The sequence below is a fragment of the Niallia circulans genome, from assembly GCF_003726095.1.
Classification (GTDB): Bacteria; Bacillota; Bacilli; order Bacillales; family Cytobacillaceae; genus Niallia; species Niallia circulans_A.
This window is the reverse complement of record NZ_CP026031.1, coordinates 4,582,821-4,609,071: the sequence shown is the minus strand read 5'-3', so window position 1 is coordinate 4,609,071 and position 26,251 is coordinate 4,582,821. Positions and strand designations below refer to the sequence as shown.

Genomic DNA, 26,251 nt, shown 5'->3' with positions numbered 1-26,251 from the left:
TAGGGTACATTTATCCTAGTTTTTTTTACTTTTTTTCTAAACTACTGTAAAACAAGCTTAACTTTTTTCCGTGATAATAAAGCGAGTCTAAATAATGGAGGGGAAAAATTTGAACTTAAAATCATGGAAAAAAAAGCTGCTGCCTATCGCTGTAATCTCTTCTTTAACTGTTGCTGGATTAGCAACTGTACTAACAGGAACAGATGCAGAAGCAAAAAACAAGGGAAACAATAACGGAAAACCGAAAAATGTTATCTTTCTGATAGGAGATGGAATGGGTGTTTCATACACTTCCGCCTATCGCTATTTAAAAGATAATCCGAAAACAAAAACGGCAGAAAGTACATATTTTGATCCTTATTTAGTAGGACAGCAAATGACATACCCAGAAGATCCCGAACAAAATGTCACAGACTCTGCATCAGCCGCGACCGCAATGTCTGCTGGTATTAAAACATACAATAATGCTATTGCTGTAGACAATGACCATTCGGAAGTGAAAACCGTCTTAGAAGCTGCAAAAGAAAAAGGCAAATCCACAGGTCTTGTTGCCACTTCTGAAATTACCCATGCAACCCCAGCATCTTTTGGGTCACATGATATCAATCGTAAAAACATGAATGCTATTGCAGATGATTATTTTGATGAGATGATAAATGGTAAGCATAAAGTGGATGTTCTCTTAGGTGGAGGAACAGACCTTTTCGTTCGTCAAGATCGAGACTTAACGAAGGACTTTAAGAAGGCTGGCTACAATTATGTAAAGAATCGTAAAGATTTACTGAAGAATAAAGATACACAATTGCTCGGTCTATTTGCGGAGGCAGGAATGCCGAAAATGATAGATAGAGACAAGGATACACCTTCATTAGAGGAAATGACAAAAACTGCGATCAATAGTTTAAATAAAAATAAAAAAGGATTTTTCCTTATGGTGGAAGGTAGTCAAATTGACTGGGCGGGTCATGATAATGACATTGTCGCTGCAATGAGTGAGATGGAGGATTTTGAAAAGGCATATAAAGCAGCAATTGACTTTGCTAAAAAGGATAAAAATACTTTAGTTGTTGCTACAGCAGACCATTCAACTGGCGGATTCTCTATTGCAGCGAATGGGGATTATAACTGGTATGGCGAGCCAATCAAAGCAGCAAAGAAAACACCTGATTTTATGGCAGAATTAATTGTAAATGGCGCGAATGTAGAGTCGACCTTAAAGGATAATATTCAGTTATCATTAACTTCAGAGGAAATTCAGGCCGTTCAAAAAGCTGCTGATACAAAGGATCTCACTAGTATCGACAATGCTATTGAAGATATCTTCAATAAACGTACCAATACAGGCTGGACAACTGGAGGACATACAGGTGAAGACGTTCCTGTCTATGCCTACGGACCATCTAGCAACCTTTTTGCAGGGCAAAAGGATAATACAGATCATGCAAAAATTATCTTCAACCTACTAAACACAAAAATAAAAATAACGGATAAATAGAAAAGCACAGGGTACCTGTTTTGGAGCGTGGGGGCTGGAGCGACATTTCCCGAGATATAGGAAACACGGAGAACGTTAGTGAACCGATGTTGACTTATCGTAGCGAAGCACCGCAGCTCCTAGGTACCCGGAGCTAGACAAATAGAAAAGCACAGGGTACCTGTTTTGGAGCGTGGGGGCTGGAGCGACATTTCCCGAGATATAGGAAACACGGAGAACGTAGTGAACCGATGTTGACTTATCGTAGGGACTTGGCGCGAAGCACCGCAGCTCCTAGGTACCCGGAGCTAGACAAATAGAAAGGCACAGGGTACCTGTTTTGGAGCGTCGGGGCTGGAGCGACATTTCCCGTGGGGACTGCTGCCTTCTATAAACTTGTACTTTCTTTATTGTAATAAAAGAAGTGCTTCCCTCCAATTTAGAAGGGAAGCTTTTCCATTAGGAGGAACACCATTGAAACAAATTATGATCTATTTATTCATCTTCCTTTTATTAGCAGGCTGTAGCAGTAAGGAGACAAACACCAGTACAAATAAGCATAATTTAAAGAAAGAAGCAATGAGCACGGAGACTGATGATATAAGAACTGTATCAACAGACATTTATGCTCCCAATCCGCAAGTAATTGATGATGCCACTTTACTAACTGCTGGTGACTTTTACCGTGATAGAAAAGGAGAAGCTACATTAAAAGCCATTATGAAAGAAGCAAAAAACGTTCAGGTTGATTCCATAAGGCTAACTATAAAAGACGTCAAACTTATCGATTATCGACCCGCATATAGTTTAATAGACTTTTATCATACTTATACACATGATGAACAATTCACCTTCATCAAGTTTTTTGTGGAAATAGAAAATCTCTCGGATGAAAGAAAGAAATTCTCTCCAGTTGCTTTCATTCAAACAAATAAGGATGAAATGATTACTTGGGAAAAGGATATCTACTTAGAAGAGCTTAATGGAGTATTAAAACCAGGAGAACGAAAAAAAGGGAATATAGGTTTTATTGTAAAAGATTCTGCCATTAATAAAGTCCAGTTAACTACTAGTGATGCCTATACTGAACAAGACAAAATATTAGGAGAAGCAAAAACGATTGATTTTCACTTTAAATAATATGTACATTCTTTACTAATTCTAAATCGATGAAAGAGATCAAGTACGTCAGGTAAACCTTTTTACGGCGAGCTGGAATTTGCGTAAGCCAGCTAGGTAATCCTGGCGTAAAATTTCCTCTACCAATATACATGAACGATAATGTTAAGACAAAAGTTGCTTGTCCCCTCGATAGGATAACCTGCATACAAGTCGACAATTTTGGGCAACAGCGATTAGCGGCACCATAAATACGGCACTCGTCCCTTCCATTGATTCATAATCTTACTACTTATTTTTCGAAATTACCATCTTGCTCAATTGCTTTAGAAAGCGTGGAAGCAATTGAAATATCTGCAAAGGATAATCCTAACTGTATTGCGGTTGTTGCTATTTCTGGGCGAATACCTGATAATGTCGTATTCACTCCAATTAAGCTTAAACCATGAATCAGTTGGAATATTTGATGGGCAACCATTGTATCAATAATAATTACACCAGATAAATCAATAAATAATCTGAATACTTTCTTCTCTGCACATTGCTTAATCGTATTTTCTAATATAAAAGCAGCACGTGCTGTATCAATATCTCCAACAAGAGGCAAGAGTGCACTTGTTTTGTTTAAAGAAATGACTGGTGAACTTAATTCATTAATCATTTCCTGTTGTGCTATAAGTTGCCTATTAGAATAATTATGATGTTCCTCGGTATATTTCAAGATAATTTTATCGAGAACCTTTACAACAGAATGGCTCCATTCCGTGACACGTTCCTGCTCAACATGATGTTTGACTGCATATTCTTCAATCAACTGAAAATATTGCTCCCTTGTTCGAATAAATTCACGAATAATAAAATGAATAGGTGTATCTAAATGCGCCTGATCGGTTGCAATTTGATAAATCCATTCCTTAATGTCTTCGAGGAACTCTTCCCTATCTTTAATGAAGAGACCAGCAAGTCGAAGATGAAAATCATTATTTTGCTTTTTCATTGTCTCAATCGCATATGTATCAGTTGTTGCATACACACCTTTTGGATCATTTTTTGTCAAATCTTTATACCATTCTGCTGTTAATCTTTCTGTATTGTCGATGAAATATTGATAAACACCTTGATTATAGTGCAACTAATTCCTCACCCCTAATAAATGTTGATTATCGTTCAACTCTGAAATGGCGTACTCTAATTAAAAGTTTAATAAGAAAATAGAAATTAAGCATTGCTTTATATATTCAAATAACTGTTAAATGAATCGCATTTCCAGAGGGATCCCATGTATACCATTTACCCTCTTTTTCTTTCACTAATGCCCCTATCTGCACAATTCTATGTTTTATTTCTTCTAGTTTTTCGTGATCAGGTATTTTCAAATCAAAGTAAGCTAAACCAACATGATTCTTTTCTGGAGCAGGAGCCCCTATCCCATTCCAAACATTTAAGCCGATATGATGGTGATATTGTGCTGTTGAAAGAAAGAATGCTTGGGAACCATATTTTTGAACAACATCAAACCCTAATCCCTTCACATAAAAATCGACTGTCTCCGTTAAATCCGCAACATGTAAGTGGATATGACCAAGGATAGTTTGCTCGGGAAGTCCTTTCCACTGGCGATTTCCGGCAGATGCAAGCACTCCTTTTGTATCCATATAAGCTGTATCCATCTTCACAAATCCATCTTCCCACTCCCACTCTGTCGCCTTTCTATCTCGATAGATTTCAATACCATTTCCATCTGGATCTGCTAGATAGATCGCTTCGCTAACATAATGATCAGAAGCTCCTTGTAGTGGATAACCTGTTTCTAGCAAATGGTTCAATATTATCCCTAATTCTTCTCTTGATGGCACCAAGATAGCAAAATGATAGAGTCCTGTTGTTCGTACCATTTTAGGCTCCACTTCTTTTAATTCTTCTAAAAATAAAAAAGGTACCCCTTTTCCCGCACGTAAAGATGCCGTCATTTTATCTTGACTCACAACTGAAAAACCAATTATTTTCGTATAAAACAAAAGAGACTTTTCTAGATTAGATACTTTTAAAGTTATTGATTTTGCATAAATAGTTGACTCGTTATGAAATGTCATTCTTTTTCCTCCTTCAATAAGTTACTTTATGTAAGTAATTTTATTTTAATAAATAACAGTTGTAAAGTAATCAAGTTATGATTCATAATATTTTTACTTAAAATAATAATTATTGTATAATTATTACGAGGGGGGGATGTAAGATGAACCATTCAACGATTTGTCCACGGTTTGAAAAAGCAATGAGTATTTTAAGCCAACGCTGGACTGGTTTAATTATTTATCAGCTGTTAAACGGTCCTCAACGTTTCTGTTCTATAGAATCCTCCATTGGAATAAGCGGAAGACTTTTATCGGAGAGATTAAAGGATTTAGAGCAAGCAGATATTGTGATACGAGAGGTATATCCTGAAACGCCGGTTAGAATTGAATATTCTCTAACAGAAAAAGGGCGCTCATTAGAACCAATTATGAAAGAAATCGAAAATTGGTCTCATTCGTGGCTAGAAGTATAACCATATAGAGATACCGGGACAAAAGTTTTCCGGTCGTGGATAACCCAAATAATTATAGAACAAAATAAAAGTGGAGTGGAGATAAAGACACTCCACTCCTACGATAAGGATAGACGCTCTAAACCTCTCAACAGCACGCCCTGGCGAACAGAGTGTCAGCAACGCAATAATGTAAATTTGTTGTTTCTCAGCCTTATTATTAGACAATCTAAATAAGCACTAATCCTCATCTTTAATGTCTAAATCCTCAGGAATCGGCTCACTTAATACTTCTTCTACAAACGTTTTATATTTTTCCACTTGCTTGAAATGCGTATTAAATTGCTCCTTGTTAATAAGATAATCCGTCCCATCATAAATGGCTCTGATCTGGTTTTGTAAAATCAAGTTTTTCACTTTTATTTCTGAAATCGACAGCAGTTCTGCGGTTTCTTGTACGGATAAATACATAAAAACACCTCTCTTCATCTATTTGCTATGCATCTTTACACTGACTCCATTTAAACTTAACTCTTTCTTTATACTCCCTTCATCAATAAACGGTATAGTTACCATATCGGCCCCATCAAAAGGAGGATAAATAAATGAGTTTCGTTCTAAACAGCTTATTTTTAGTAATGATCTTTTGTTGTTTCTCTTTCATATTTTATCAGTCTTTCTTCGCTAAAACTAGAAAGGCAAGTGCTCCCATTTCACCAACTATTAAATTAGAAAATGATTCCTGTAAATTAGAAAATACAGGAGTCTTCTCTAAAGATATTAAATTATCTGCAGAATAGTCACGTATATCAACCACAGATTTCACTTATCATTTCTATTCATCTCAAAGATCACACGAAAAGAAAAGGATCATCCTTTCTTTTAACATAAAAGCGGATGATCTTATTTTTCTAACTTCTATCCTGTTTTTTCTTCTGCAAACATATAAAGCCACTCTTCTAAAGCAAGGTTATTCATTGGTTTAGCATAGTAGTATCCTTGTATAATCGGCCATTTATTTATGGAAGATAAATATTCAATCTGTTCTTCTCTTTCTACTCCCTCTATTACAATGCTTAAATGCAAAGAACTTGCCAAGGCAATAATAGCTTTAATAATTTCTCCGTCTTTTTGCGATTCTGGAACCTCGTCAATAAAGGTTTTATCTATTTTCAATGTATTGACTGGAATTCTTTTTAAATAGGACAAGGAAGATACCCCAGTACCAAAATCGTCAAGAGCAACAGAAAAGCCTGCATTTCTATAGGCTTGTACGGATTGAATCGCTCCTTCCATATTACCAACGGCACTTGTTTCTGTAATCTCTAACTCGATTAATGACGGACTTAGCCTATATTTCTCCACATACGCTACTAAGTTTCTCATTAATCGTGGAGAAGTAACATAGGGACCAGGAATATTAAACGCTACAGGTAGTCTTCTATCTTGATTTTGCCATCTAGCCATTTGCTTGCAGATCTCTTCCATAATCCAGTCGGTAACTTCCCACATTTTTTCAGACGCTTCTAAGATAGGAATAAAAATCCCTGGAGAAAGCTCCCCATACTTAGGATGTTTCCATCTTAATAAAGCTTCCACTCCTGCTACTTCCTTTGAATGTAAAATTACTTTAGGTTGATAAACTAAGTATAATTGTTTTTTTATAAGGGCATCTTCTATCTCACTCACAAGGTGATTAGCAAATGTTCGTTTATGTTTATCTGAATCATACTTTATTATTTCATTTTCATAGCGAAGCGAATAATGGGCTAAAACTGCTACAGCATTTATATATATTTGTTTGGCAGAAACCTTTTTCTCATTAACAGACAATGCAATAGCTGTCTCTATCTTGATTATTTGATCATCAATTATTACAGGACTAGATATGATGGCTGTTAGCTGATTAAGTTCTAAAATTAAATTTTCTAGATCCTCATTTGTCCTACTTAAGAACGCAAAACGATTTCCTTCTATTCGGAACAATTCTATATTATGGCCCACTAGCTTCCTACATAATTCGTCTATATAAATAATGATTTTATCACCAAAGCAGTAGCCATACTTACTATTCCATTTATTTATATTATGAATATGAAGAATTGCTATCCCACTTAAATAAGCAGCAGAATCTATCACTTTTTCAAACTGCCTGCGGTTTGGACGCTTCGTTAATGCATCAAAATGATTTAAACGATAGTCGACATAGCGATCCAGCAAGCTAGATAAAATAGAAAATAAAAAAAGAATAGCCATACCAATTGATACACCGAGAATGATTGATTTTATACTAAGATGATTTGTGTGGGAATGAATAAGATTTCTTTCTGAATCCACATAATACCTGACAGCATACATTCCAGTATAGTGCATACTTGATATCGTAATTCCCATCAAAAGGGAGGTAATACACTTCACAATAAAGTTACTCATATATGGCTGTAACTTTAGAAAAATAAATAAGGAAGCAAAAGAAGCAAGCATGGCAATAACAACAGATAAAGTAAAATAGCCAAAATGATAGGCATAATTAGCCTCTATAATCATTGCTTTCATTCCAATATAGTGCATAGCACTAATACCAATCCCCATACATATCCCAGCGAATACAATTAATCTACTAGAATTTCTAGCTTTACTTGATAGGAGGAAAGCCAAAAAAGCAGCTAGAATAGCTGGTACTATTGAAAGTATCGTTAATGGAATATTATATTTCATATTTACTGGGAGCATAGAGGCGCTCATTCCAATAAAATGCATCGACCAAATTCCAAATCCCATCGTAATAGACGCTAATCCTAACCAAATATATCGATGAAAAAAACTATTGTAAACAATCCGCTCATTCATGGAAAGCGCCGTATAAGATGCTAAACATGCGATTAAGATCGATAATAGAATAATAGGAATGGAATATTCCACTTGTAAATAAGTTACTGAATCAGCACTAGGCAACGTAAAAATAGTAATTTCCCCTCTAAAAATATTCTTATAAGCGATTTCTCCTGGTTATCTCTTTTCACTTTTGATTAACGCATGGTATATTCAAAACTTTTTACCTAAGACTTTCCGCTTGTATAAATTGAATATAAAGGAAAAATCCACTTTAGACAACCTTTCAATAATGGTATCATCTTCCAACTATTTAAAATAAATGAAAGCCTGTTAAATCTTTAAAGATTTAACAGGCAAGAAATAACGCCTAATAGAGAGATTGATAAATGATAAACGTATCCTTATCTGTCCTATTCCCGACTTTCACCTCTCCTTGCTGTTTGAATAATGCATGATTATCCATAAAAAATCGATATTCATCTGAGGGGAAATAGAGAATAATGTTGACCTTGCGACTACTTTCTTCCAGTGAGTATATGATATTACTAATAATTTTTTGAAAGATAGGCAAGGAAAAGGGATTAAAGAAATAGAAATAATTATCTTCTGGCTGTACCAAATAATCCTCTGCTCTTCCTAAATAAAAATGTATCTTTTCTTTCTTTTTCTTCCTGTTTTTTGCGTATCGTTCTAGATTATGAAGCGCTTGATGATAAAAATCTTCATTGATTTCAACTCCTTTTACAGTCGACTGAAATACATAATGAATATAAAAGTTTAAACGCCCTTTCCCACATCCAAAATCAACTATATGATCTGCTTCCCGAAGCGGAAATTCGCGAAATAATTGCTCCAAATGCTCATATGGAGTTGGTTCATATCGATGATAATGATAGGACTTATGGAATCCTACTTGTACTTCTTCTGTTCCAATATGTAATAATTTATCGTAGTTCAAAACATTCACCTTTCGTCTAGTTTCCTAATACCTAAAAAATCCGAAATATATATTTTCACTTTATCTTATTTCCATCTCACGATATTCATTTGGTGAAACACCTATGATTTTTTTAAATACTTTGCGAAAATATTTATCATCTTGGTATCCAATCATATTAGCAATATCATACACTTTCAAATTACTGCTCTTCAATAATTCTTGGGCTTTTTTCATTCGGATGGTAACTAAATACTCAGAAATATTGATATTATACTCTTGTTTGAATTTTCTTGAAATATATTCTCTACTGATGTAAAAGTGCTCCGATATTTCTTGAAGCTTAATCTCCCGATGAAAATTTGCTTTTATGTACTTTTCAATTTCGTGAATAACATTTTGCGTTCTTCGGGTATTCTGTCTTTTTACTCGGCGAAGAAACAATGATATTTCTTTTTTCTTCCTTGTTTTATATGCTTCCAACTGAAAAATCCCCTCTTTGTCCATAAATGAATAAATTCGCTCCTCTATATTGGAGGGAATTCTTATCGAAAGATTGAACTCCTTATACCATCTTGTACTTATCATTAAATATTCATGCTCCAAATGCAAAAGCTGGCTTAATGATAATGGTGGATTATTCGTTATATCTTTTTGAATCTGCCCAATAAGTGAGTGAAAAGCATGTATTTCTCCCGTTTGAATCGCCATTTTTATCGAACTAGAATAACCCATTAAGCTTTTTATCTCATGTTCTTTTTTCTCTATCATTATTTTTCCTTGTTGATTATCTAAAACATCTCGATTCATCATAATAGACTTAGCATGCTGATAAGAAAGATTCAACTGGTTAACCGAAGTAACTTCTAATCCCATTGATAAAGTACAAGAGATTCCTAATAACTTTAAGATAGTAGTATGTACCTCTCTCATGATGACAACCGCTTCCTCTTTCCTTCTTATAAGAAGGAGGACAATTTCTCCTTTTCCGGTTACATAATGAAAAGCAATTCCCTTATTATTGCTGCTAAGCTCCTCATTTATTACATTCAAGAGTGTAAAAAGAGTAAGATCCTTATCCCCGTTAAATTCTTCCACAATTCCATTACTTACCTGTAAAAGTCCGATTGTATAGACCTGTGCTTTGGTTAAAAGAAATTCCTCCAGGACATGTTTATCGAATAGATCATTATTTAACATCTGTGTCAATTGGTGATCACGGTATGCTGGCTTCATTTTATTAATAAGTTTTGTTCTATTAAGCTTCCTTTTTCTTTCCTCTTCCTCTTGTTTCCACTCATTCACTACCCTCCTTAGGGTATCATTCAGCATTTCAGGGTTAATAGGCTTCAATAAATAGTCTGAGCTTCCATAATGCATTGCTTTTCTCATGTAATGATAATCATCATAGCCCGTAACTACTATCGTCTTCCCATGAGCGTAATGCTCATCCATCCATTTTAAAAGCTGAGTACCGTCGACCTTTGGCATTTTCATATCAGAAAAAATAATTTCGGGATTTGCCGCTTCTATTATTTGAATAGCATCTTCTCCATTACTTGCTTCGTAAATGTCTGTAATTTCATTTCCTGACCAATCAGCAAGAAGCTTAATTCCTTCACGAACATGCCTTTCATCATCAACGATTAGTGCCTTCATCATCAATCACTCCTTCATATAAAAATATAGGAATACGAATCATTACGGTAAATTCTTTCTTTTCAATACTATCGATGACAAAGCTTGCTTGTCCCTCATAGTAAAGTTGCAAACGATCGTAAATATTAATTAATCCGATTGATTCTCTTTCTTTATTCTCCTTTCTACGTTCCTCATCATATAATTCTTCATGAATCATTTTAAGTCTTTCACTGCTTACTCCAATCCCATTATCCTGGACAATAATAACTAAATCACCATCCTCTGTATAAGCACGGATTGTGATTCCTGCATCCTCCATTTTTTGACTAAAACCATGTTTAAAGCAGTTTTCAATAATTGGCTGTAGCAGCATTTTCGGAACAGGAATTTCAAGCGTACTTTGTTCGATTGATAATATTATATTCAAATCCTCCTCAAACCTCTGTTTTTGGAGACTCAGATAAGATTGTGTATGTTTTAATTCTTTCGTTAGCGGCACCACGTCCTCTCTCATATCCATACTGTATCGCATCATATCCGAGAGAGAAGTCAATAATGTATAAACAGGAACTGCATTCATTTTTAGAGCAAGTGTGCCAATGGACTGAAAACTATTGTATAGAAAATGGGGATTTATTTGTGACTGCAATACCTTTAATTGAGCTGACTTATTTTCAATTTGCAGCTTATATTCTTTGTCTATTAATCTATTGATTTGTAATACCATCGATTTGAAACGCCTACCAAGCATTCCGATTTCATCATATCCTCCCGCCTCAAAGTTTGCCACAAAAATCCCCTTCTCGACCTTTTTCATATTTTCCATTAAAACTTTAATTGGAGCAGTAATCTTAAAGGAAATAATCATTGTTATAACTAATACAATAACTAAAGCCACTAGGGCAATCATCGTATTCATAAATGCTGTTGCCTTCGCCCCTTGATAGAGACTAGAGTAAGGGATACTTTTTACCATATACCAACTATTATCTTGCACAGCAATATTTTCATAAAAAATAACCCCTGAAAAATCTTTACTTTCCCACTTCATGTTATTTTGTTGGGGATTTGTTTGAACTTTATAAAACCATTTATCCTTTGTTTTTTTGCCGATTACAGCTTTATTGGAAGAGTAAATTACAGTTCCATTTTCATTTATAATGGAAATACCTTCCTTATCGTTATATAGTCTATTCACGATTCCATCTATTATGGAAAGATTTATATCAATAGACATAAATCCCAAAATATCATTAGATGGCACATTTCTAATCTTATTATGAAGGGATAGAACAGTTGATTTCTCAGAGTTAGGAATAATCGATAAGCCATTATAACTGTATATCGTATGTGGTGGTTCGATAAGCGAATAGTTTGTTTCACTTTCCTCTAATCTCCGATAATATGGATGAAAATAGATATTTTTATTTTCACCTCTCCCACTTATGCGTGAGTGATAGTTTGTAACAGAATCTCTCCCTTTATTAATATATAAATGCATTTGCTCTATTTCTGAACGAGAATTGTACACATATGCCAGCACTCGACGTACCTCTTCCATATTCTCCTTGTTATTTTCTCCCACTCCCTGTGTTAGTACATTCATGAAAGGAGTATAACGATATAATACGGTAGACATTAAAGCAATATCCTCTAAGTACGTACCTAACTCTTCCTTTCCCTTCTTCATTAACTCTGTATTGTATGCAACTGATTCCTTGTTAACATGATGGATTGTTTGAAAATAGGTAAGGACGATACTGCTTCCAAAGGGAAGAATAGTAGCAAGAAGCAAGAAAATCATTAATTTTTTTCGAATACCCCATTTCATTTTCGGTCGAGAAGCCTTAAATAAACTCTGTTTTTTTGATATACGTCTAAAGTGGATATTATTCTAATCTTTCTCTCCTCCTCTCCAAACCATTCCTTATAAAAAGAATACAAAAGGAGTGGTCAATATATTACACCTTCCTTGTCAATGTAAGCGGTTACCTCAAAAGGTATAACCATTATATTATAAAATTAGGAGGTGCAGAAAGTGAATAATCCAAATAATATAGAAAAAGTAGAAACTCCCCCTATACACCAGACAAGTGTAACGAGAAAAAAATCACTCTCTACCAAAAAGAAAAAGAACTGGAAGGAAGCAGGTTTATTTTCTCTATTTGTAGGTCCCGTTTTTATTGCCTTTACAATTGTGGTGCTTGTTCCATTTTTTTCTGGCATCTATTATTCCTTTACCGATTGGAATGGCATAACTGGAGAGATTAAGTGGGTTGGATTGGATAATTTTAAGTATATCTTCACAGACGATAAACAGTTTCTCCAATCTTTTAAGCTGACTGCTGTTTACACTGTTGTAGCGATTATTTTGACAAACGCCATTGGTTTTAGCCTGGCACTGCTTGTTACTCAAAAACTAAAATCCAGCAATCTATTACGTACTGTATTCTTTATGCCTAATCTACTCGGCGGTCTCTTACTCGGCTTTATCTGGCAATTTATCTTTATTAGAGGATTCGCTTCTATTGGAGAACTTACAGGAATACCACTATTTGAGTTAGCATGGTTAGGAGATAAAAATACCGCCTTTTGGGGAATTGTAATTGTCAGTGTATGGCAAGGAGCAGGATATATTATGCTCATTTATATAGCTGCATTGCAAAACATTCCAAAAGAGCTAATTGAAGCAGCAAAAATGGATGGAGCAAACCGCTTTCAAGTGCTGCGAAATATTAAAGTTCCACTTGTTGCTCCTGCTGTGACAATATGCTTATTCTTAACAACTGCATCTTCCTTTAAAATATTCGACGCCAACCTTTCGTTAACCAATGGAGGTCCTTTTAAATCAACGGAAATGCTGGCACTTAATATTTATACCGAAGCCTTTGTTAACAATCGCTACGGAATTGGGGAAGCCAAAGCACTTATCTTCTTTATTGTTGTAGCTGCCATCTCCATTTTACAGGTTACAATTACTAAGAGAAAAGAGGTGGAATCTTGATGGAAAACAGGTATACTAGCAAAACTTTCTTAATGGAACTGCTTGGTATTATACTAGGCTTATTATTCTTGATTCCCTTTTATTATGTGATTTCTAATTCACTCAAGCCTTTTTCAGAAATACTAACAAATACCTCTTCCTTACCAAGTACGTTTGAATTTGGAAACTATCTAAATGCTTTTGAAAAGTTAAATTTCCTAAAGGTTTTTAGCAACTCTCTTCTTATAACGATAGCTAGCAATATTGTATTAGTCGTATTCTGTTCGATGGCTGCTTATATGCTGGTCCGGACGAAAAAGAAAATTAGCACGATCATTTTCATGGCTTTTGTTGCTGCCATGATTATCCCTTTCCAATCTATTATGATTCCACTTATTAAAACAGCCTCAAGTTTACACTTACTTAATAGTATTTGGGGGCTAGTATTTATGTATTTAGGTTTTGGGTCTGGGATGACTATCTTTTTATATCATGGTTTTATTAAAGGAATTCCAGTTGAATTAGAAGAAGCTGCTATTATGGATGGCTGCTCTCGTTTTGGGGTGTTCTGGAGAATTGTTTTTCCATTATTAAAACCAATTACCGTAACAATCATTATCTTAAATAGTCTTTGGATATGGAATGACTACTTATTACCATCACTTGTCCTACAAAATCCAGAACTGCGGACAATCCCACTTGCTACTTTCTTCTTCTTTGGCCAATACACAAAGCAATGGGATCTCGCTCTAGCAGCACTAATGATAGGAATTGTCCCACTGTTAATCTTCTTCTTTTCGATGCAAAAGCATATTATACAAGGGATTACTAGTGGATCTATTAAATAGGGGGCTAAGAGGCTGTGTTCACAAAGCCACCTCTTCCATATAAATAAGCTATTTCTATAAACAGGAGGAAATCAAATGAAATTTAACAAAATGAAAAGGTATTCCTTATTAACTGGTATCTTATCTGCTTCTCTGCTCTTTGCAAGTGCTTGTTCAAATGAGGGTGCCTCAAGTAACACCTCTTCAAGCAAAGGAGATAAAGTAGTGGTGGACTTGTTTAACGGAAAAGTAGAAATTGCGGATCAATTAAAAGCATTGACTGATCAATATTCAAAAGAACATCCAGATGTAATCTTTAATATTGAAACAGTCGGTGGAGGAGCAGATGGAACGGCTGCTTTAAAAGCAAAATTCGCCTCCAATACAGCTCCTGATATTTTTGGAAATGGTGGATATCAAGAGGCCTTAACTTGGCTGGATAAATTAGAGGATTTGTCAGATCAACCATGGGTAAAGGACGCATATGAAAGTGCCTTAGTTCCCATGACAGTAGATGGAAAAATTTATGGCCAGCCAGTTAACCTGGAGGGATATGGATTTGCCTATAATAAAGCATTATTTAAAAAGGCAGGTATTACGGAAATACCAACAACATTTTCTGAACTAGAAGCGGCTGCTAAAAAGTTAAAAGCTGCTGGAATTACACCTTTTTCAATCGGTTATGGTGAATGGTGGGTTTTAGCTAACCATGGATTAAATGTTCCTTTTGCTTATCAAGAAGATGCCGACGCCTTTATTAAAGGATTAAATGACGGATCAGCAAAAATCGAAGGGAATGAGCATTTTGACAAATACTTTGATTTATTGGATTTAACCATTGATTATGGTAATAAGAATCCATTAACAACAGACTACAATACCCAAGTAACTCTTTTTGCAACAGGTGAAGCTGCAATGATCCAGCAAGGAAACTGGATTCAGCCGATGATTGATAAAATTTCTCCTAACTTGGAAGTAGGCTTTATCCCAATGCCATTAAGTGATGAGAAGGAAAAATCGGATAAGCTAATGGTGGATGTACCTACAAACTGGGTTGTTCATAAGGATGCTCCTAAAAAAGATAAAGAAGCAGCATTAGATTTCTTAAACTGGATGGTTACTTCCGATTTCGCAAAAGAATCTATTGTAAAGGACTTTAAATATGTTCCAGCATTTGAAACAATCACTGCCACGGCTGAAGATATCGGTCCCTTAGGCGCAGAGATTCAAAACTACTCTCAAGAAGGCAAAACATATACATGGCAATTCACGAAATATCCTGATGGTGCTGGACAGGAGTTCGGTGCTAGTCTTCAAGCATATGTAGGAGGTCAAAAATCACGCGAGGAAACAATGAAAGCATTGGACGATACATGGGCTAAACTTAAAAAATAGTAGATTCACAATATAAGATACTAGCTAATATTTATACGTTTATCTTATCTTAACAATTTATTTAAGATTTATTGATAGTTTTGTCATATATTATTCATAATAGATGGGTATGATATAGCTATAGTCATTAAATTGCTTTTTCAAGTCCCCCCTTGAAAATAGACAGTATGAAGGAATGCCAAATAAAAGGCATTCCTCTTTTTTAGCAAAAAAAAAGACTCTTCACACCTGAGAGTCTATATAATAAGAAGAATAGTATTAAATTAATCCAAGATTTTTATTTTGACTGTCTTCCGTCCCCACGCCTTTGCTTTGCTAGTTGATGGCATTAAGACGTCTATTTTATGTCCTTTAATTGCTCCGCCTGTGTCTCCTGCCACTGCTTCTCCATAACCTTCTACCCAAACTTTAGAACCTAATGGAATGACTGCTGGATCTACTGCAATTAATTTCATATTCTTATTCTTTTTAATATTATATCCAAGTGCCGTAAAATCAGATTTTGTATCTTGATGACTATAAGCAGTTGAGGTTACATAAATAACATCTTTTCTGCTTGAAGACTTACTAGAAGATGCTTTGCTCGTAGTAGGTTTTGACTTAGTCGATGCACTAGCAACTTTTTTAGCTGGACTATTTACCTTTACGACTTTCTTCGCTTCTTCTTGCTCTTTCTTCAATGCGGACTCTGCTGCACCTATTTGATCAAGTACTGCTTTTTTCTGGCTCTCAGCCAATTCTACTTCTTTAGAAACAGAAGCATATTTTTTCTGAACAGCCGTTACTGCCTCTTGTCTTTGAGCAACATTTTGCTGCAGTTCATTTTGAGTAGCTGCTAATTCATCATATTGTCCTGTTAATTCTTCTTCTTGCTGATCAATTGCTGCCTTTTCTTCTTCAATTTTCTGAAGATCAGCTTGCTGCTGCTCTAATATATCTTTATCACCATCAAAAATCATCGAAATAGCTGTTGCTCTACTAAGAAAGTCAGCGAAGTCCTTTGAATTAAACAGCACTTCTAAAACAACATTTGTTTGGTCTGTATTCTGCAAGGAAACGAGACGATCTTTCATCACGTCTTTACGTGCCAATACTTTATCTTCTAGAACAACAATTTCTTCTTTCTTTTTCTCTATTTGTTGTTGCGTTTCTTCAATTTTCACCTGCAGATTTGCTATTTTATCTTTATTTTGCTGCATTACTGTTTCAATAGATTTTAATTCCTCTTGAACAGCTTCCAACTCTTTTAAAGTTTTTTGCTTTTCTGCTTCTTTTTCATTAATCAATTGCTGATTTTGATCCAACTGATTTTTTGCCTTGTTCAGTGTTTCTTGACTCGTTTCTGCTTGTACCATAATCGCTGATGTCAAAAAGATGACACTACTTAACGAAATGGCCATTAGTTTTTTTAAGGAACGCATCTAAAAACCCCTTTCTCTATTGTTATAACACATGAAAGAGGCTTCTAAATTACAATTCTATTAAAATAATAAGTCAATCCTTTTAAAATTAGTTTACAAGCTAGTTATTAAATATCGTATATTTTCTAGCATTCTGTAAGTCTAGAAGGGAGAATAACCCTTTGTTACCTTTGTAATAATTCTGTTAATTTTTAATTTTTAACCTTTTCAAAATTGGATTATATATCCTGTGTGAGCTTTATCATATCCATACACTGAATTCCATTTTCATAGATTTCCTCTTCATAGTGTTGAAGAAAAAAATCTTTCTCAATTCGATCGATCCGAAACCCGCATTTTTGATAGAGAGCAAGTTGTGAAATGCTGCTATTCCCAGTCCCTACTTCTATTCTGTTATATCCTAGTTTTCTCGCCTCTTCAATCGCATGCATAACTAACCTTTTCCCTAAGCCTATTCCTTGATAGCTTTCGCCAACAGCTAGATTGATTAATTCTATTGTTTCTTCTTCCATTGGTAATAAAACATAGACACCGATAGTTTGATCCCTATCTTCCGCCATATAGCAAATGCCCTTTTTAAGATATTCTCTGATTAAATGTTCAGATGGGTCTGCTAATAATAATAAATCAAAAGGGGGAGTTTCTCCTTCTCTAAGCTTACGAATCTTCATCAATCGTTCATCCTTTCTATAGACAATGCATCATTTTTTCCGCTTCTTGCCAAGGAACCGTATATCCTGCGCCTTTCGCACAGAAAATAGACGAGGATGTATATGCTGGATCAGCATTTTTATCATAGTCTAGTCCAGCAATCACTTCTTGTTCATTATGACAAGGGTAATAACCCGCAAAGGTAAAGGAAAGCTGACCTTTTCCTTGTGTAAAAGAGGCTAAGATTGTGCTGTATACCATAAATGTGGCAACGGGAGCCTTGCCGGTAATAATTGCTTTATTATCTATTGTTTCGGGCGTATCAAATACTCCATGGGCCATTTGAATATCAGCCAGCACTCTGCCCATTTGTTCGATAGCTACTTTTATTTTGAAAGCATAATAAGGCTCTAATAACCGGTTCTGAACTTTTTCTAGTCCTTGGCGCAATGCTCGAAAAGTAGCTTCCCGAAAATCACCGCCATGTGTATGTTTATTATGGGCTCTCCCTGTTAATAATGTCACTTTTATATCTGTTAAGGGGGAACCAGTCAAAATCCCATGATGATCTCGCTCAAAAAGATGCTGGCAGATGAGATGTTGATTTGCTAGAGATAAGTCATCTGTATGGCATCTACTCTCAAATGTAATACCTGTATTTCTTTTTCCTGGCTCTATACGGAGATGTACCTCCGCATAATGACGTAATGGTTCAAAGTGTCCATATCCGACAGTAGCTGTTTCGATTGTTTCTTTATACAAAATTTCCGGTTGACCAAAGTGCACATTTAAAGAAAATCTTTCTAATACTAGCTCCTGAAGAACCTCTAATTGTATTTTCCCCATCACATGTAAGTGAATATCTTGCTGTTTCTCCTCCCATGTTATCTGAAGAGATGGATCCTCTGCTTCTAATATCCGAAAAAGCTTTAGTACCTCTTTTTTATTTACTCCCTTTTCAACTACCACTTTTGAACGAAGCGTTGGTACCAATTCATATACTGCTTTTTCAAGCATTGCTCCGACTCCATCTCCCACAATTGCCTCTGTAAGACCTGTTACAGCAAAAATCTCTCCAGCACCGGCTTCATTCACTTGTTGAAATTGTTTTCCAGTATATTTACGAATTTGCGTAATTTTCTCTACCATTCCATTTCCATATGGAAGTTCATCTCTGACATGCAGAGTACCAGTTATTGCTTTTAGAAAAGTAATTCTTGTCCCAGCTTGATCATAACGAATTTTAAATACTCTTCCTGCAAAAGGTTGATTCTTCCTATACATTGTTTTTGTTAATTGATGAAACTGATCGAAAAATTCCTTTATCCCAATATCCTGAAGTGCTGAACCATATCCACAAGGAAATAGCCGCGACGAAATAATCATTTCTTGGATTTTTTCCATCCACAATGTTGGTTGATAGCCATTATCCATATAGTAATCCAAGAGCTCTTCATCTCGCTCTGCAATAAATTCTATTTGCACATCCGACATACTGCTATTATCTAAAGAGGAAATATCATATACATCTGTCGTAAATTGGGAACGAATTTCTTTCAGAACACGCGCTACATCCGCTCCTGTCCGATCTGTTTTATTAATAAAGAAAAATGTAGGAATCTGATGCTTCCTTAATAGATTCCACACCGTTTCGGTATGCCCTTCAATCCCTTCTACCGCACTAATAATCACAATAGCAAAGTCCATTACTTGAATCGCTCTTTCCATTTCTGGAGAAAAATCAATATGTCCAGGAGTATCAATTAAATAATAAGTAGAATCTCCATGTTCAATGATTCCTTGGTCTGCAAAAACCGTAATCCCTCGTTGTTTTTCAATTATATGACTATCTAAAAAGGAATCTTTATGATCTACACGGCCACGTTTAGTTATACTATTTGTATGATATAGAAGTTGCTCTGAAAAAGTAGTTTTTCCCGCATCAACATGCGCTAATATTCCAATTGTCTTATTCATTTTGAAAGCTACTCCTGCGTTTTTAGTTTTATACCTATCATTATAGCTGAAATGGCCATAAGGATGGTATAACTACCAGAAAAATCAATTGTAGATCAGTCTCTTTTACTTCTCCAAACAAAGAATGTATCTACTATACAAGCCAGTAAAATTCCTGATGAATAGCGTATTAAATCCATAAATAGGAAACCCTTTCCAAGAATTAACGCTCCAATTGTTGTATCTCGAAGCTGATTAAGCCAATCCGCTTGATATAATTGACTGCCTTCGATTCCAAAACTGAATAGTATACTCAGTACTCCTGCTAATAGGAGGCTTTTTCTAATAAATAGAAACCGAAACCCAAAGTAAACCATCATCGCCCAAATCATATCTCCTGCATGAACAGCTATAAAATCAGGAAGATGATTACTAAATTTTCTAGAAGATAGTCCAAATAACATCATGAGTATGGTTATAACAAAATAGAATAGTCGGTACATTTTTTTCACTCACAAATTATATTTTATTTAATAAAGCTTGATAATCTCTAACCCTTCTTTCCTATCTGCCCTTAAAATCTAGAGACCCGATATACTAATATGGTCTCTAGATTTTAACTAATTTTCTATTTGTTTAAATTTTGTGCTACTTATCCTAAAAATAAGTCTAAAATATTGGAACCTTTCGATGCTTGTTTATTATAAAACTCTGAGTACCCGCATTTCTTGCAAAAGACAACCGTAAATGTATTATGCTGAATATCCATTAACTTGGATAAACCCGTTCCTGTCATGGCCACATCTTTTGTTCCTATATCTGTTCCCCCGCATTTTACACAGCCTTTGCTTTCCATATTATTACGCTCCTTTTTTTGTTATATCTTTGTTTCTGTTTTATCATCTCCTTTATTATTACGAAGTAATACGATATTTAGTTTCATTTCTATCGATACAAATAATGATGAATTTTTTAAAAGCTTATCTAAATTTTCTTCCGAGACATTTTCACTTAATCTTCCCGCTGCGACAATTGGAATCCATTTCGTTTCCATTTGAGAGGCTTTTCACACAATTATAAAGCAGTGCTAGAATGCAAAAAAATTGGTTGGCAAAAGTTCGGGTATTACCGATTCATGCCAACCAATTTTCTATTTCAATTTATGCTTTTTAAGTTATATTAGCCTACTATCCCTGTCTCATCAGCATTCTTCGCTTCGAAATCATCAAGCATAGCACGGACATCATCAGACGATTGTGTACTCATCAATTGATTTCTCAATTCACTTGCCCCTCTAAATCCTTTCACATAAATTTTGAAAAAACGGTGAAGGGCTTTAAAAGATCGTGTTTCTAATTCCTGTGAATATTTGTCATGAAGATCAAGATGTAATCGTAATAGATCAAGCAGTTCTTTACTGCTATGCTCTTTCGGTTCTTTTTCAAAGGCAAATGGATTTTTAAAAATACCGCGCCCTATCATAACACCATCCACTCCATATTTCTCAGCCAGCTCCCAGCCAGTTTGACGATCAGGAATATCACCGTTAATCGTTAAAAGTGTATTTGGTGCCACACGATCACGAAGTTTTTTGATTTCCGGAATCAATTCCCAATGTGCATCCACTTGACTCATTTCTTTTCTTGTACGCAGATGTATCGAAAGATTCGCGATATCTTGTTCCAAGATATGTGTTAACCAGTCTTGCCATTCCTCTATCTCCGTATAACCAAGTCTTGTCTTAACACTGACAGGCAGTCCACCTGCTTTTGCTGCTTGTACAATTTCCGCAGCAACCTCTGGACGGAGGATAAGTCCGCTTCCCTTCCCTTTTGCTGCGACATTAGGAACTGGACAGCCCATATTGATATCGATTCCCTTAAAACCTAGCTTTGCCATGCCTATACTCATTTGTCGAAAATATTCAGGCTTGTCTCCCCAAATATGTGCAACCATTGGCTGTTCATCTTCTGTAAAAGTCAAACGTCCACGTACACTCTGTGTTCCCTCGGGATGACAATAACTCTCCGTGTTAGTGAACTCCGTAAAAAACACATCCGGTCTAGCCGCCTCACTGACTACATGACGAAAAACAACATCCGTCACATCTTCCATCGGTGCTAATACAAAAAATGGCCGTGGTAATTCCCGCCAAAAATTATCTATCATATAAAACTCAGTTCCTTTCATATAAATCCAATGTTAAACTTCTCGTCTCACAATTAAAACGAAAAATATCCCTGCCTACTTGACCCTTTTCGTCTCAACAAGTTATATCATCGATTACTTAAATCGAAAATTTATCATTTATTAGTAAAATCTTTTAAAATTATACCGTCTTCTATATTAAAAGGCTTTAATTCCTCTGTCAAATCAGTATCTCTCTTGCCTGTTAGAAGTCCCCTCTGTACTGGAAAAGTTTAAAATATCTTATCTGATTAGTTTTATACCATCAACAATAACAAACAACTAATTCTATACAAAATTCCAACAACTTTTCATTTTGTTTGTTTTTCGATGTATCCATTTCTTACTTCCACCAAAATCTGTGGACGCCTGAGTCTGTGGATAAATTTTAATTCTTGATAATCAAAACATTTTCTTCTATTCGCTTTCTTTGTATAATAAAATATATCAATATGCCTCTGTAGCTATAGAAGGGAAGAGCGCCGGAAAACATTGTTGGTACCGGGTCGCAAGGCAAGGGTTTCAGAAGCACCGAAAAGCAAAAAAGCTGAGGCAGGTGAAATTCCTAGCCGGTGAAAGTCCGTAGGGAAGCGTGTTCCCCCTAGCCTATGCTTACGAAAGGAGTGCGGGTTCGAATCCCGTCAGAGGCATCCTATTTTCCTCTAATGAAACTTTTCTTACCATCAACCGTATCACTAGTTAATAATCCAAAGGGTGATGGTATCTGTGTTTAAATCTGAATTTGCTAGCTTGATTACCAATCTAGTATGCTATATACTCCTTCTTATTTTCCTTTTCCATTCCACAACTCTAGGTACTTTGTTTAATGTGGTCGCCATACTCGCATTTTCCCTTAGAGCAGCGTATGACATCGCAAAGTACCGTAGAAATCAATCTCACCATTCTTAACGGCTTTCTTGATGAAAAACCTACTAAAATATACCTATTACCACAATTAATTAAGGCATTAATACCTGCTTTTTCACCACTTCTTTTTCCCTGTTTTTAACAATTTTCCCATTATTGATTTACTTTATGAATACTTAACTTTAAACTTAAAAAAAAAGTCTGATCGAGGTGGTTTCCTTGAAGTTTAAATCTATAATCTGTTTCCTTAGACGGAATCATAAATACAGCTATTACTCAAATAGTTGTATTAGATGCGGGAAAAAAAAATCTCATTAGGGATTCTTCTCCCCTCACTCTCCCAACGGATGGAAGGAGAGTGAAAATCTAATCTATTATGATAATGTCATGTAACCCCCCCTAGTATGAGCAAGGCTTACATTTATCTTCTAATACAATCGTCTTTCTCTTTCACACAAAGGACAACTTATTTTCTTATCGTGTACTTATAGATCGTCGATAATATATTTTAATCCTCCTTTCTATATTATTTCATAACTATATCCCTATTAGTTTACAAAACAGACAAAAAAATCCTTTCTAAAAAAGAAAAGATTTTTAACCAGGTAATATAGACAATATTTTTATTTAAGGTTAAAGTTATCAGAGTTTATATTCGAATAATTTATATCTTTTGGAAGTTTATAAACTGATAGATCTTGGTTCTCTATTTGAGCAACCTTCAACATCTTATTTATAGACCTTCCCCCCTTTTCCCTTATGTTGGTTCTTAAGATTAATATTACTTCTCCATCCAGTACAATCACCGATTTTATCCCAAATGTCCACATCTCACTAGAAATAATATTCGAGCCTGTTCCATTTCATCTTCTAAGATGTCCGGTGTAGTTTCTCAGCTAATTCTTCTGCGATTCTTCTATTTATTTAAATAAAATAAAGGGAAGTTTATCTCTTTAGCTAATAATTAAATAATGATTAATTTTAGGAGGTCTTAAAATGGGTAAATTCACGCCGCATGTAGCAACCTTGGAAATTCCAGTTTCAAATTTAAAAAATTCACTAAATTGGTATTTAGCTATCTTTGACTTAAAAATTCATTATCAGGATAGTATTACTGCTATGCTCACATTTGAAACTAAAGGAGTACCAACAATCTACTTGGTCGAAACAAAGGAATTAAACAAGCTATCATTCAAAAATACAATTACAGAAAACGTACATAGCATAATCGACTTCTTCACTCCTTCCTTAGCCGAGTTTCATAGTTGGCTAAAAGAGAAAAATGTAGTTGTTGGTACGTTGAATATTGATCCTAACCATGGTTTTGGAAGATTTAGTTTTAAAGATCCTGACGGAAATTTACTTGGTGTAACAAATGTCTTGCATCCTAAGCAACTACACAACAAATTTTCATGCCATGCAATCCAACTTTTAAAGAAAAGCTGGATTGCAAATTTCACTATTTTATTCTAGTAGTTATCTCTCCTAATGATGTTCCAGCTTCTCTTTCCTCGTTATGCCATCGCCGGGATTCAACGGTTTTATAAGCTTCTTTTCTATATTTGATTAATATTCGTTTTTATTCCTTCTAATTTTTGTTATATTATCACATTTATCTTTAATAAATTTGATAATATATAATTAAATCTTTCTCATTGGAACCATATTGATCATATATTGCTGAAAAAATGTGAGCTAAATCACCTTCTTTTTATGTCGAAAAAAAATTCATCCGCATTATTATTTTTAAAGATCACATCAATATTGAAGCCAACGCCATTCATAATTATAAAGACAAACTATCAGGATATAAACTAACTCTAAAAGGGATTTTGCAGATCTTCCATCATCAGCAAATTCCCCGGCAATTACTGAAAGTCATATTCAAAGAAACACTTGTTTCGTAGACTTTTAAGTGGTTCTTTCCTATTATTCAGTACGATTTTACCTTCTACTTATTCTCTAGGATTGATCGCCATGTCGGTTAAGCGTACTATCTTGAGGCATGATATGATAAGAATTTGAGATCCTTCCGAGAGAATCAGCAATGATATGTCCTTCATCTAAAAATGTTCCTTTCGACACCAGGAACATTTGCCTCATCAGAATAGTTATCTGCCAAACAATAATACAGGTTCATTAACAAAAAATTTTATTTTCTTTGTACGACCAAACACTTCTCTTTTCTAGATCTCACGCCCTTTTATATTGAGATAAATTTATCTAGTAACAAGAGAATAATAACGATAGGAAATGGAAAAGTAATAAATTCACTTTCGTTTTTTATAGAAAAAGTTAATACATTGCTAAACCAATATTACCGAAATGCACTCCATTTTCTAAATGTTCTAAAGCAATCTTAGCTTCCTCAAAAGGATACACATTTTCAGTAACAGTAGAAATTGAATGTTTCATAACGAAATGAATCATTTCCTCAAACTCCTGAGTGCTCCCCATAGATGTACCAATCAATTGAATTTGAGGATAGAAAAGACTACGCAAGGGTAATGTTATACTATCTCCTGAACTTGCACCAAAACATACAATCCTGCCATTAGGTTTAATAATTTCCAAATACTTTGAAAATGTTGCTGGACCAATACTATCTAAAATAAGATCTACTTTTGTATCGCCTAAAGCATCCTTCCAATCAATGTTGCTATTAAGAGTAATATCGGCTCCTAATCTTTGTGCCTTCTTTAATGTCTGACTATGACGAGATGTAACTATTACCTTTGCACCTACTGCTTTCGCAAATTGCATTGCAAATGTTGCAACACCACCACCTATACCAGGTATAAGTACTATTTCATCTGATTTTAGTTTTCCTTTGGTAAAAAGTGCTCTATAAGCTGTAACAGCAGATAAACCAAGTGTTCCCGCCTCTTCCCAACTTAATTGTCGAGGCTTTTGAACCACATTTTTAAATGGAACCGTAACATATTCAGCAAAAGTGCCGTTTGTAGGTCCACCCAATATATTTGGAGAAATTGGAACATCGTCTGACCTCTCCCAATTTAAAGTAGGATTAATGATAACTTCCTGATTTAATACGTCGGAATAAATGTCTGACCCAACTTCTACAATAACCCCTGCACCATCTGATCCTGGAATGAATTCACCTTCTTCTTCATCTCTATTTTTCATCACAAATAAATCACGTCTATTAAGCCCCGCAACCTTTATTTTTATTTTCACTTCGTTTTTTTTGGGGCTGCTATCTGGAATTTTTCTAATACACAATTGGCCATTCTTATTTAAATTATCATGTATCAACGCTTTCAAAAAAAATCACTTCCTTACTTCAATTTCAAAAAAGTAAATTTACTATATTTAGATTACAACTCTTATCTAAATTAGTAAAATTAATGTTTTTCATAATTAATATGAGTTATTACTTATAATAGAGGAACATTCAAAGTAGATATAGG

Annotated in this window: 23 protein-coding genes and 1 pseudogene; 8 read left to right on the top strand and 16 right to left on the bottom strand. The window is 34.9% G+C overall.

What is annotated here, in order from left to right; genetic code table 11:
* The first annotated feature begins 109 nt into the window (after positions 1–109).
* Together C2I06_RS22035 and C2I06_RS22030 are read left to right on the top strand one after the other, a co-directional pair.
* Positions 110–1,495, top strand: a complete 1,386-nt coding sequence (locus C2I06_RS22035) for an alkaline phosphatase family protein (protein WP_275068565.1) — start codon at positions 110–112, stop codon at positions 1,493–1,495.
* A gap of 453 nt (positions 1,496–1,948) precedes the next feature.
* Positions 1,949–2,614, top strand: coding sequence for a DUF4352 domain-containing protein (locus C2I06_RS22030; protein ID WP_095333358.1), 666 nt, complete (start codon positions 1,949–1,951; stop codon positions 2,612–2,614).
* Positions 2,615–2,885: 271 nt separating this feature from the next.
* Here C2I06_RS22030 and C2I06_RS22025 read toward each other — a convergent pair whose 3' ends face one another.
* Complete coding sequence (locus tag C2I06_RS22025) at positions 2,886–3,725, bottom strand: STAS domain-containing protein (protein ID WP_123258858.1); 840 nt, start codon at positions 3,723–3,725, stop codon at positions 2,886–2,888.
* Between the two features lie 106 nt (positions 3,726–3,831).
* The gene (locus C2I06_RS22020) at positions 3,832–4,686 is read right to left on the bottom strand and encodes a VOC family protein (protein ID WP_123258857.1); all 855 of its coding nucleotides are present in this window, start codon (positions 4,684–4,686) and stop codon (positions 3,832–3,834) included.
* 143 nt (positions 4,687–4,829) lie between these two features.
* On the opposite strand from C2I06_RS22020, the gene C2I06_RS22015 reads away from it, so the two are divergent.
* The gene (locus tag C2I06_RS22015; protein ID WP_123258856.1) at positions 4,830–5,141 is read left to right on the top strand and encodes a winged helix-turn-helix transcriptional regulator; all 312 of its coding nucleotides are present in this window, start codon (positions 4,830–4,832) and stop codon (positions 5,139–5,141) included.
* Positions 5,142–5,360: 219 nt separating this feature from the next.
* Here the strand turns inward: C2I06_RS22015 and C2I06_RS22010 are convergent, their stop codons facing one another.
* Positions 5,361–5,591, bottom strand: a complete 231-nt coding sequence (locus C2I06_RS22010; protein ID WP_095333364.1) for an excisionase family DNA-binding protein — start codon at positions 5,589–5,591, stop codon at positions 5,361–5,363.
* A gap of 134 nt (positions 5,592–5,725) precedes the next feature.
* On the opposite strand from C2I06_RS22010, the gene C2I06_RS22005 reads away from it, so the two are divergent.
* Positions 5,726–5,920, top strand: coding sequence for a hypothetical protein (locus C2I06_RS22005; RefSeq protein ID WP_095333366.1), 195 nt, complete (start codon positions 5,726–5,728; stop codon positions 5,918–5,920).
* A 118-nt stretch (positions 5,921–6,038) separates the two neighbouring features.
* Here the strand turns inward: C2I06_RS22005 and C2I06_RS22000 are convergent, their stop codons facing one another.
* From C2I06_RS22000 to C2I06_RS21985, 4 genes are all read right to left on the bottom strand, one after another.
* Positions 6,039–8,075, bottom strand: coding sequence for a bifunctional diguanylate cyclase/phosphodiesterase (locus tag C2I06_RS22000; RefSeq protein WP_123258855.1), 2,037 nt, complete (start codon positions 8,073–8,075; stop codon positions 6,039–6,041).
* Between the two features lie 247 nt (positions 8,076–8,322).
* Entirely contained in the window at positions 8,323–8,922 is a 600-nt protein-coding gene (locus C2I06_RS21995) for a class I SAM-dependent methyltransferase (protein ID WP_095333371.1), read from the bottom strand.
* Between the two features lie 51 nt (positions 8,923–8,973).
* Positions 8,974–10,554 carry a response regulator gene (locus C2I06_RS21990; RefSeq protein ID WP_249928251.1) on the bottom strand — a complete coding sequence of 527 codons (1,581 nt, stop codon included), beginning with the start codon at positions 10,552–10,554 and terminating at the stop codon, positions 8,974–8,976.
* Positions 10,532–12,364 carry a sensor histidine kinase gene (locus C2I06_RS21985; RefSeq protein ID WP_123258853.1) on the bottom strand — a complete coding sequence of 611 codons (1,833 nt, stop codon included), beginning with the start codon at positions 12,362–12,364 and terminating at the stop codon, positions 10,532–10,534. Before C2I06_RS21985 ends, C2I06_RS21990 begins: the two co-directional genes overlap by 23 nt.
* A gap of 249 nt (positions 12,365–12,613) precedes the next feature.
* On the opposite strand from C2I06_RS21985, the gene C2I06_RS21980 reads away from it, so the two are divergent.
* The 3 genes from C2I06_RS21980 (at position 12,614) to C2I06_RS21970 (ending at position 15,738) form a co-directional block, all read left to right on the top strand.
* Positions 12,614–13,537, top strand: a complete 924-nt coding sequence (locus C2I06_RS21980; protein ID WP_370999803.1) for a carbohydrate ABC transporter permease — start codon at positions 12,614–12,616, stop codon at positions 13,535–13,537.
* Positions 13,537–14,364, top strand: coding sequence for a carbohydrate ABC transporter permease (locus tag C2I06_RS21975; protein WP_047941802.1), 828 nt, complete (start codon positions 13,537–13,539; stop codon positions 14,362–14,364). Before C2I06_RS21980 ends, C2I06_RS21975 begins: the two co-directional genes overlap by 1 nt.
* A 75-nt stretch (positions 14,365–14,439) precedes the next feature.
* Complete coding sequence (locus C2I06_RS21970) at positions 14,440–15,738, top strand: ABC transporter substrate-binding protein (protein ID WP_123258852.1); 1,299 nt, start codon at positions 14,440–14,442, stop codon at positions 15,736–15,738.
* Positions 15,739–16,001: 263 nt separating this feature from the next.
* Here the strand turns inward: C2I06_RS21970 and C2I06_RS21965 are convergent, their stop codons facing one another.
* The 7 genes from C2I06_RS21965 to C2I06_RS21940 all read right to left on the bottom strand — a co-directional run bounded on the left by C2I06_RS21965 (position 16,002) and on the right by C2I06_RS21940 (position 21,956).
* Positions 16,002–17,159 carry a 3D domain-containing protein gene (locus C2I06_RS21965; protein ID WP_123258851.1) on the bottom strand — a complete coding sequence of 386 codons (1,158 nt, stop codon included), beginning with the start codon at positions 17,157–17,159 and terminating at the stop codon, positions 16,002–16,004.
* A 218-nt stretch (positions 17,160–17,377) separates the two neighbouring features.
* A complete protein-coding gene (locus tag C2I06_RS21960) occupies positions 17,378–17,830 on the bottom strand; it encodes a GNAT family N-acetyltransferase (RefSeq protein ID WP_095333385.1) in 453 nt (150 codons plus the stop codon).
* 16 nt (positions 17,831–17,846) lie between these two features.
* Positions 17,847–19,787, bottom strand: coding sequence for an elongation factor G (locus C2I06_RS21955; protein ID WP_123258850.1), 1,941 nt, complete (start codon positions 19,785–19,787; stop codon positions 17,847–17,849).
* A gap of 95 nt (positions 19,788–19,882) precedes the next feature.
* Positions 19,883–20,269 (bottom strand): ribosomal maturation YjgA family protein, encoded by a 387-nt coding sequence (locus tag C2I06_RS21950; RefSeq protein WP_123258849.1) that lies wholly within the window; start codon positions 20,267–20,269, stop codon positions 19,883–19,885.
* A 149-nt stretch (positions 20,270–20,418) separates the two neighbouring features.
* Positions 20,419–20,622, bottom strand: a complete 204-nt coding sequence (locus C2I06_RS21945) for a zinc ribbon domain-containing protein (protein ID WP_047941808.1) — start codon at positions 20,620–20,622, stop codon at positions 20,419–20,421.
* A gap of 21 nt (positions 20,623–20,643) precedes the next feature.
* Entirely contained in the window at positions 20,644–20,820 is a 177-nt protein-coding gene (locus tag C2I06_RS25215; RefSeq protein WP_164463760.1) for a hypothetical protein, read from the bottom strand.
* A 125-nt stretch (positions 20,821–20,945) separates the two neighbouring features.
* On the bottom strand, positions 20,946–21,956 hold the full coding sequence (locus C2I06_RS21940) for a tRNA dihydrouridine synthase (protein WP_095333391.1): 1,011 nt from the start codon (positions 21,954–21,956) through the stop codon (positions 20,946–20,948).
* 1,860 nt (positions 21,957–23,816) lie between these two features.
* Here C2I06_RS21940 and C2I06_RS21930 point away from each other — a divergent pair.
* Complete coding sequence (locus tag C2I06_RS21930; RefSeq protein ID WP_123258847.1) at positions 23,817–24,293, top strand: VOC family protein; 477 nt, start codon at positions 23,817–23,819, stop codon at positions 24,291–24,293.
* A gap of 492 nt (positions 24,294–24,785) precedes the next feature.
* Here the strand turns inward: C2I06_RS21930 and C2I06_RS26065 are convergent.
* Positions 24,786–24,930 (bottom strand): annotated as a pseudogene (locus C2I06_RS26065) (DNA/RNA non-specific endonuclease); the annotation flags it as partial.
* Positions 24,931–25,115: 185 nt separating this feature from the next.
* Positions 25,116–26,105 carry a zinc-binding dehydrogenase gene (locus C2I06_RS21925; RefSeq protein WP_123258846.1) on the bottom strand — a complete coding sequence of 330 codons (990 nt, stop codon included), beginning with the start codon at positions 26,103–26,105 and terminating at the stop codon, positions 25,116–25,118.
* Positions 26,106–26,251 lie beyond the last annotated feature (146 nt).

Excerpts from the sequence above, each read along its gene's own strand:
- C2I06_RS22020 (WP_123258857.1), bottom strand. The coding sequence starts at position 4,686 with ATGACATTTCATAACGAGTCAACTATTTATGCAAAATCAATAACTTTA.
- C2I06_RS22015 (WP_123258856.1), top strand. The coding sequence starts at position 4,830 with ATGAACCATTCAACGATTTGTCCACGGTTTGAAAAAGCAATGAGTATT.
- C2I06_RS22010 (WP_095333364.1), bottom strand. The coding sequence starts at position 5,591 with ATGTATTTATCCGTACAAGAAACCGCAGAACTGCTGTCGATTTCAGAA.
- C2I06_RS22005 (WP_095333366.1), top strand. The coding sequence starts at position 5,726 with ATGAGTTTCGTTCTAAACAGCTTATTTTTAGTAATGATCTTTTGTTGT.
- C2I06_RS21990 (WP_249928251.1), bottom strand. The coding sequence starts at position 10,554 with ATGATGAAGGCACTAATCGTTGATGATGAAAGGCATGTTCGTGAAGGA.
- C2I06_RS21985 (WP_123258853.1), bottom strand. The coding sequence starts at position 12,364 with ATGAAATGGGGTATTCGAAAAAAATTAATGATTTTCTTGCTTCTTGCT.
- C2I06_RS21975 (WP_047941802.1), top strand. The coding sequence starts at position 13,537 with ATGGAAAACAGGTATACTAGCAAAACTTTCTTAATGGAACTGCTTGGT.
- C2I06_RS21970 (WP_123258852.1), top strand. The coding sequence starts at position 14,440 with ATGAAATTTAACAAAATGAAAAGGTATTCCTTATTAACTGGTATCTTA.
- C2I06_RS21965 (WP_123258851.1), bottom strand. The coding sequence starts at position 17,159 with ATGCGTTCCTTAAAAAAACTAATGGCCATTTCGTTAAGTAGTGTCATC.
- C2I06_RS21960 (WP_095333385.1), bottom strand. The coding sequence starts at position 17,830 with ATGAAGATTCGTAAGCTTAGAGAAGGAGAAACTCCCCCTTTTGATTTA.
- C2I06_RS21955 (WP_123258850.1), bottom strand. The coding sequence starts at position 19,787 with ATGAATAAGACAATTGGAATATTAGCGCATGTTGATGCGGGAAAAACT.
- C2I06_RS21950 (WP_123258849.1), bottom strand. The coding sequence starts at position 20,269 with ATGTACCGACTATTCTATTTTGTTATAACCATACTCATGATGTTATTT.
- C2I06_RS21945 (WP_047941808.1), bottom strand. The coding sequence starts at position 20,622 with ATGGAAAGCAAAGGCTGTGTAAAATGCGGGGGAACAGATATAGGAACA.
- C2I06_RS25215 (WP_164463760.1), bottom strand. The coding sequence starts at position 20,820 with ATGGAAACGAAATGGATTCCAATTGTCGCAGCGGGAAGATTAAGTGAA.
- C2I06_RS21940 (WP_095333391.1), bottom strand. The coding sequence starts at position 21,956 with ATGAAAGGAACTGAGTTTTATATGATAGATAATTTTTGGCGGGAATTA.
- C2I06_RS21930 (WP_123258847.1), top strand. The coding sequence starts at position 23,817 with ATGGGTAAATTCACGCCGCATGTAGCAACCTTGGAAATTCCAGTTTCA.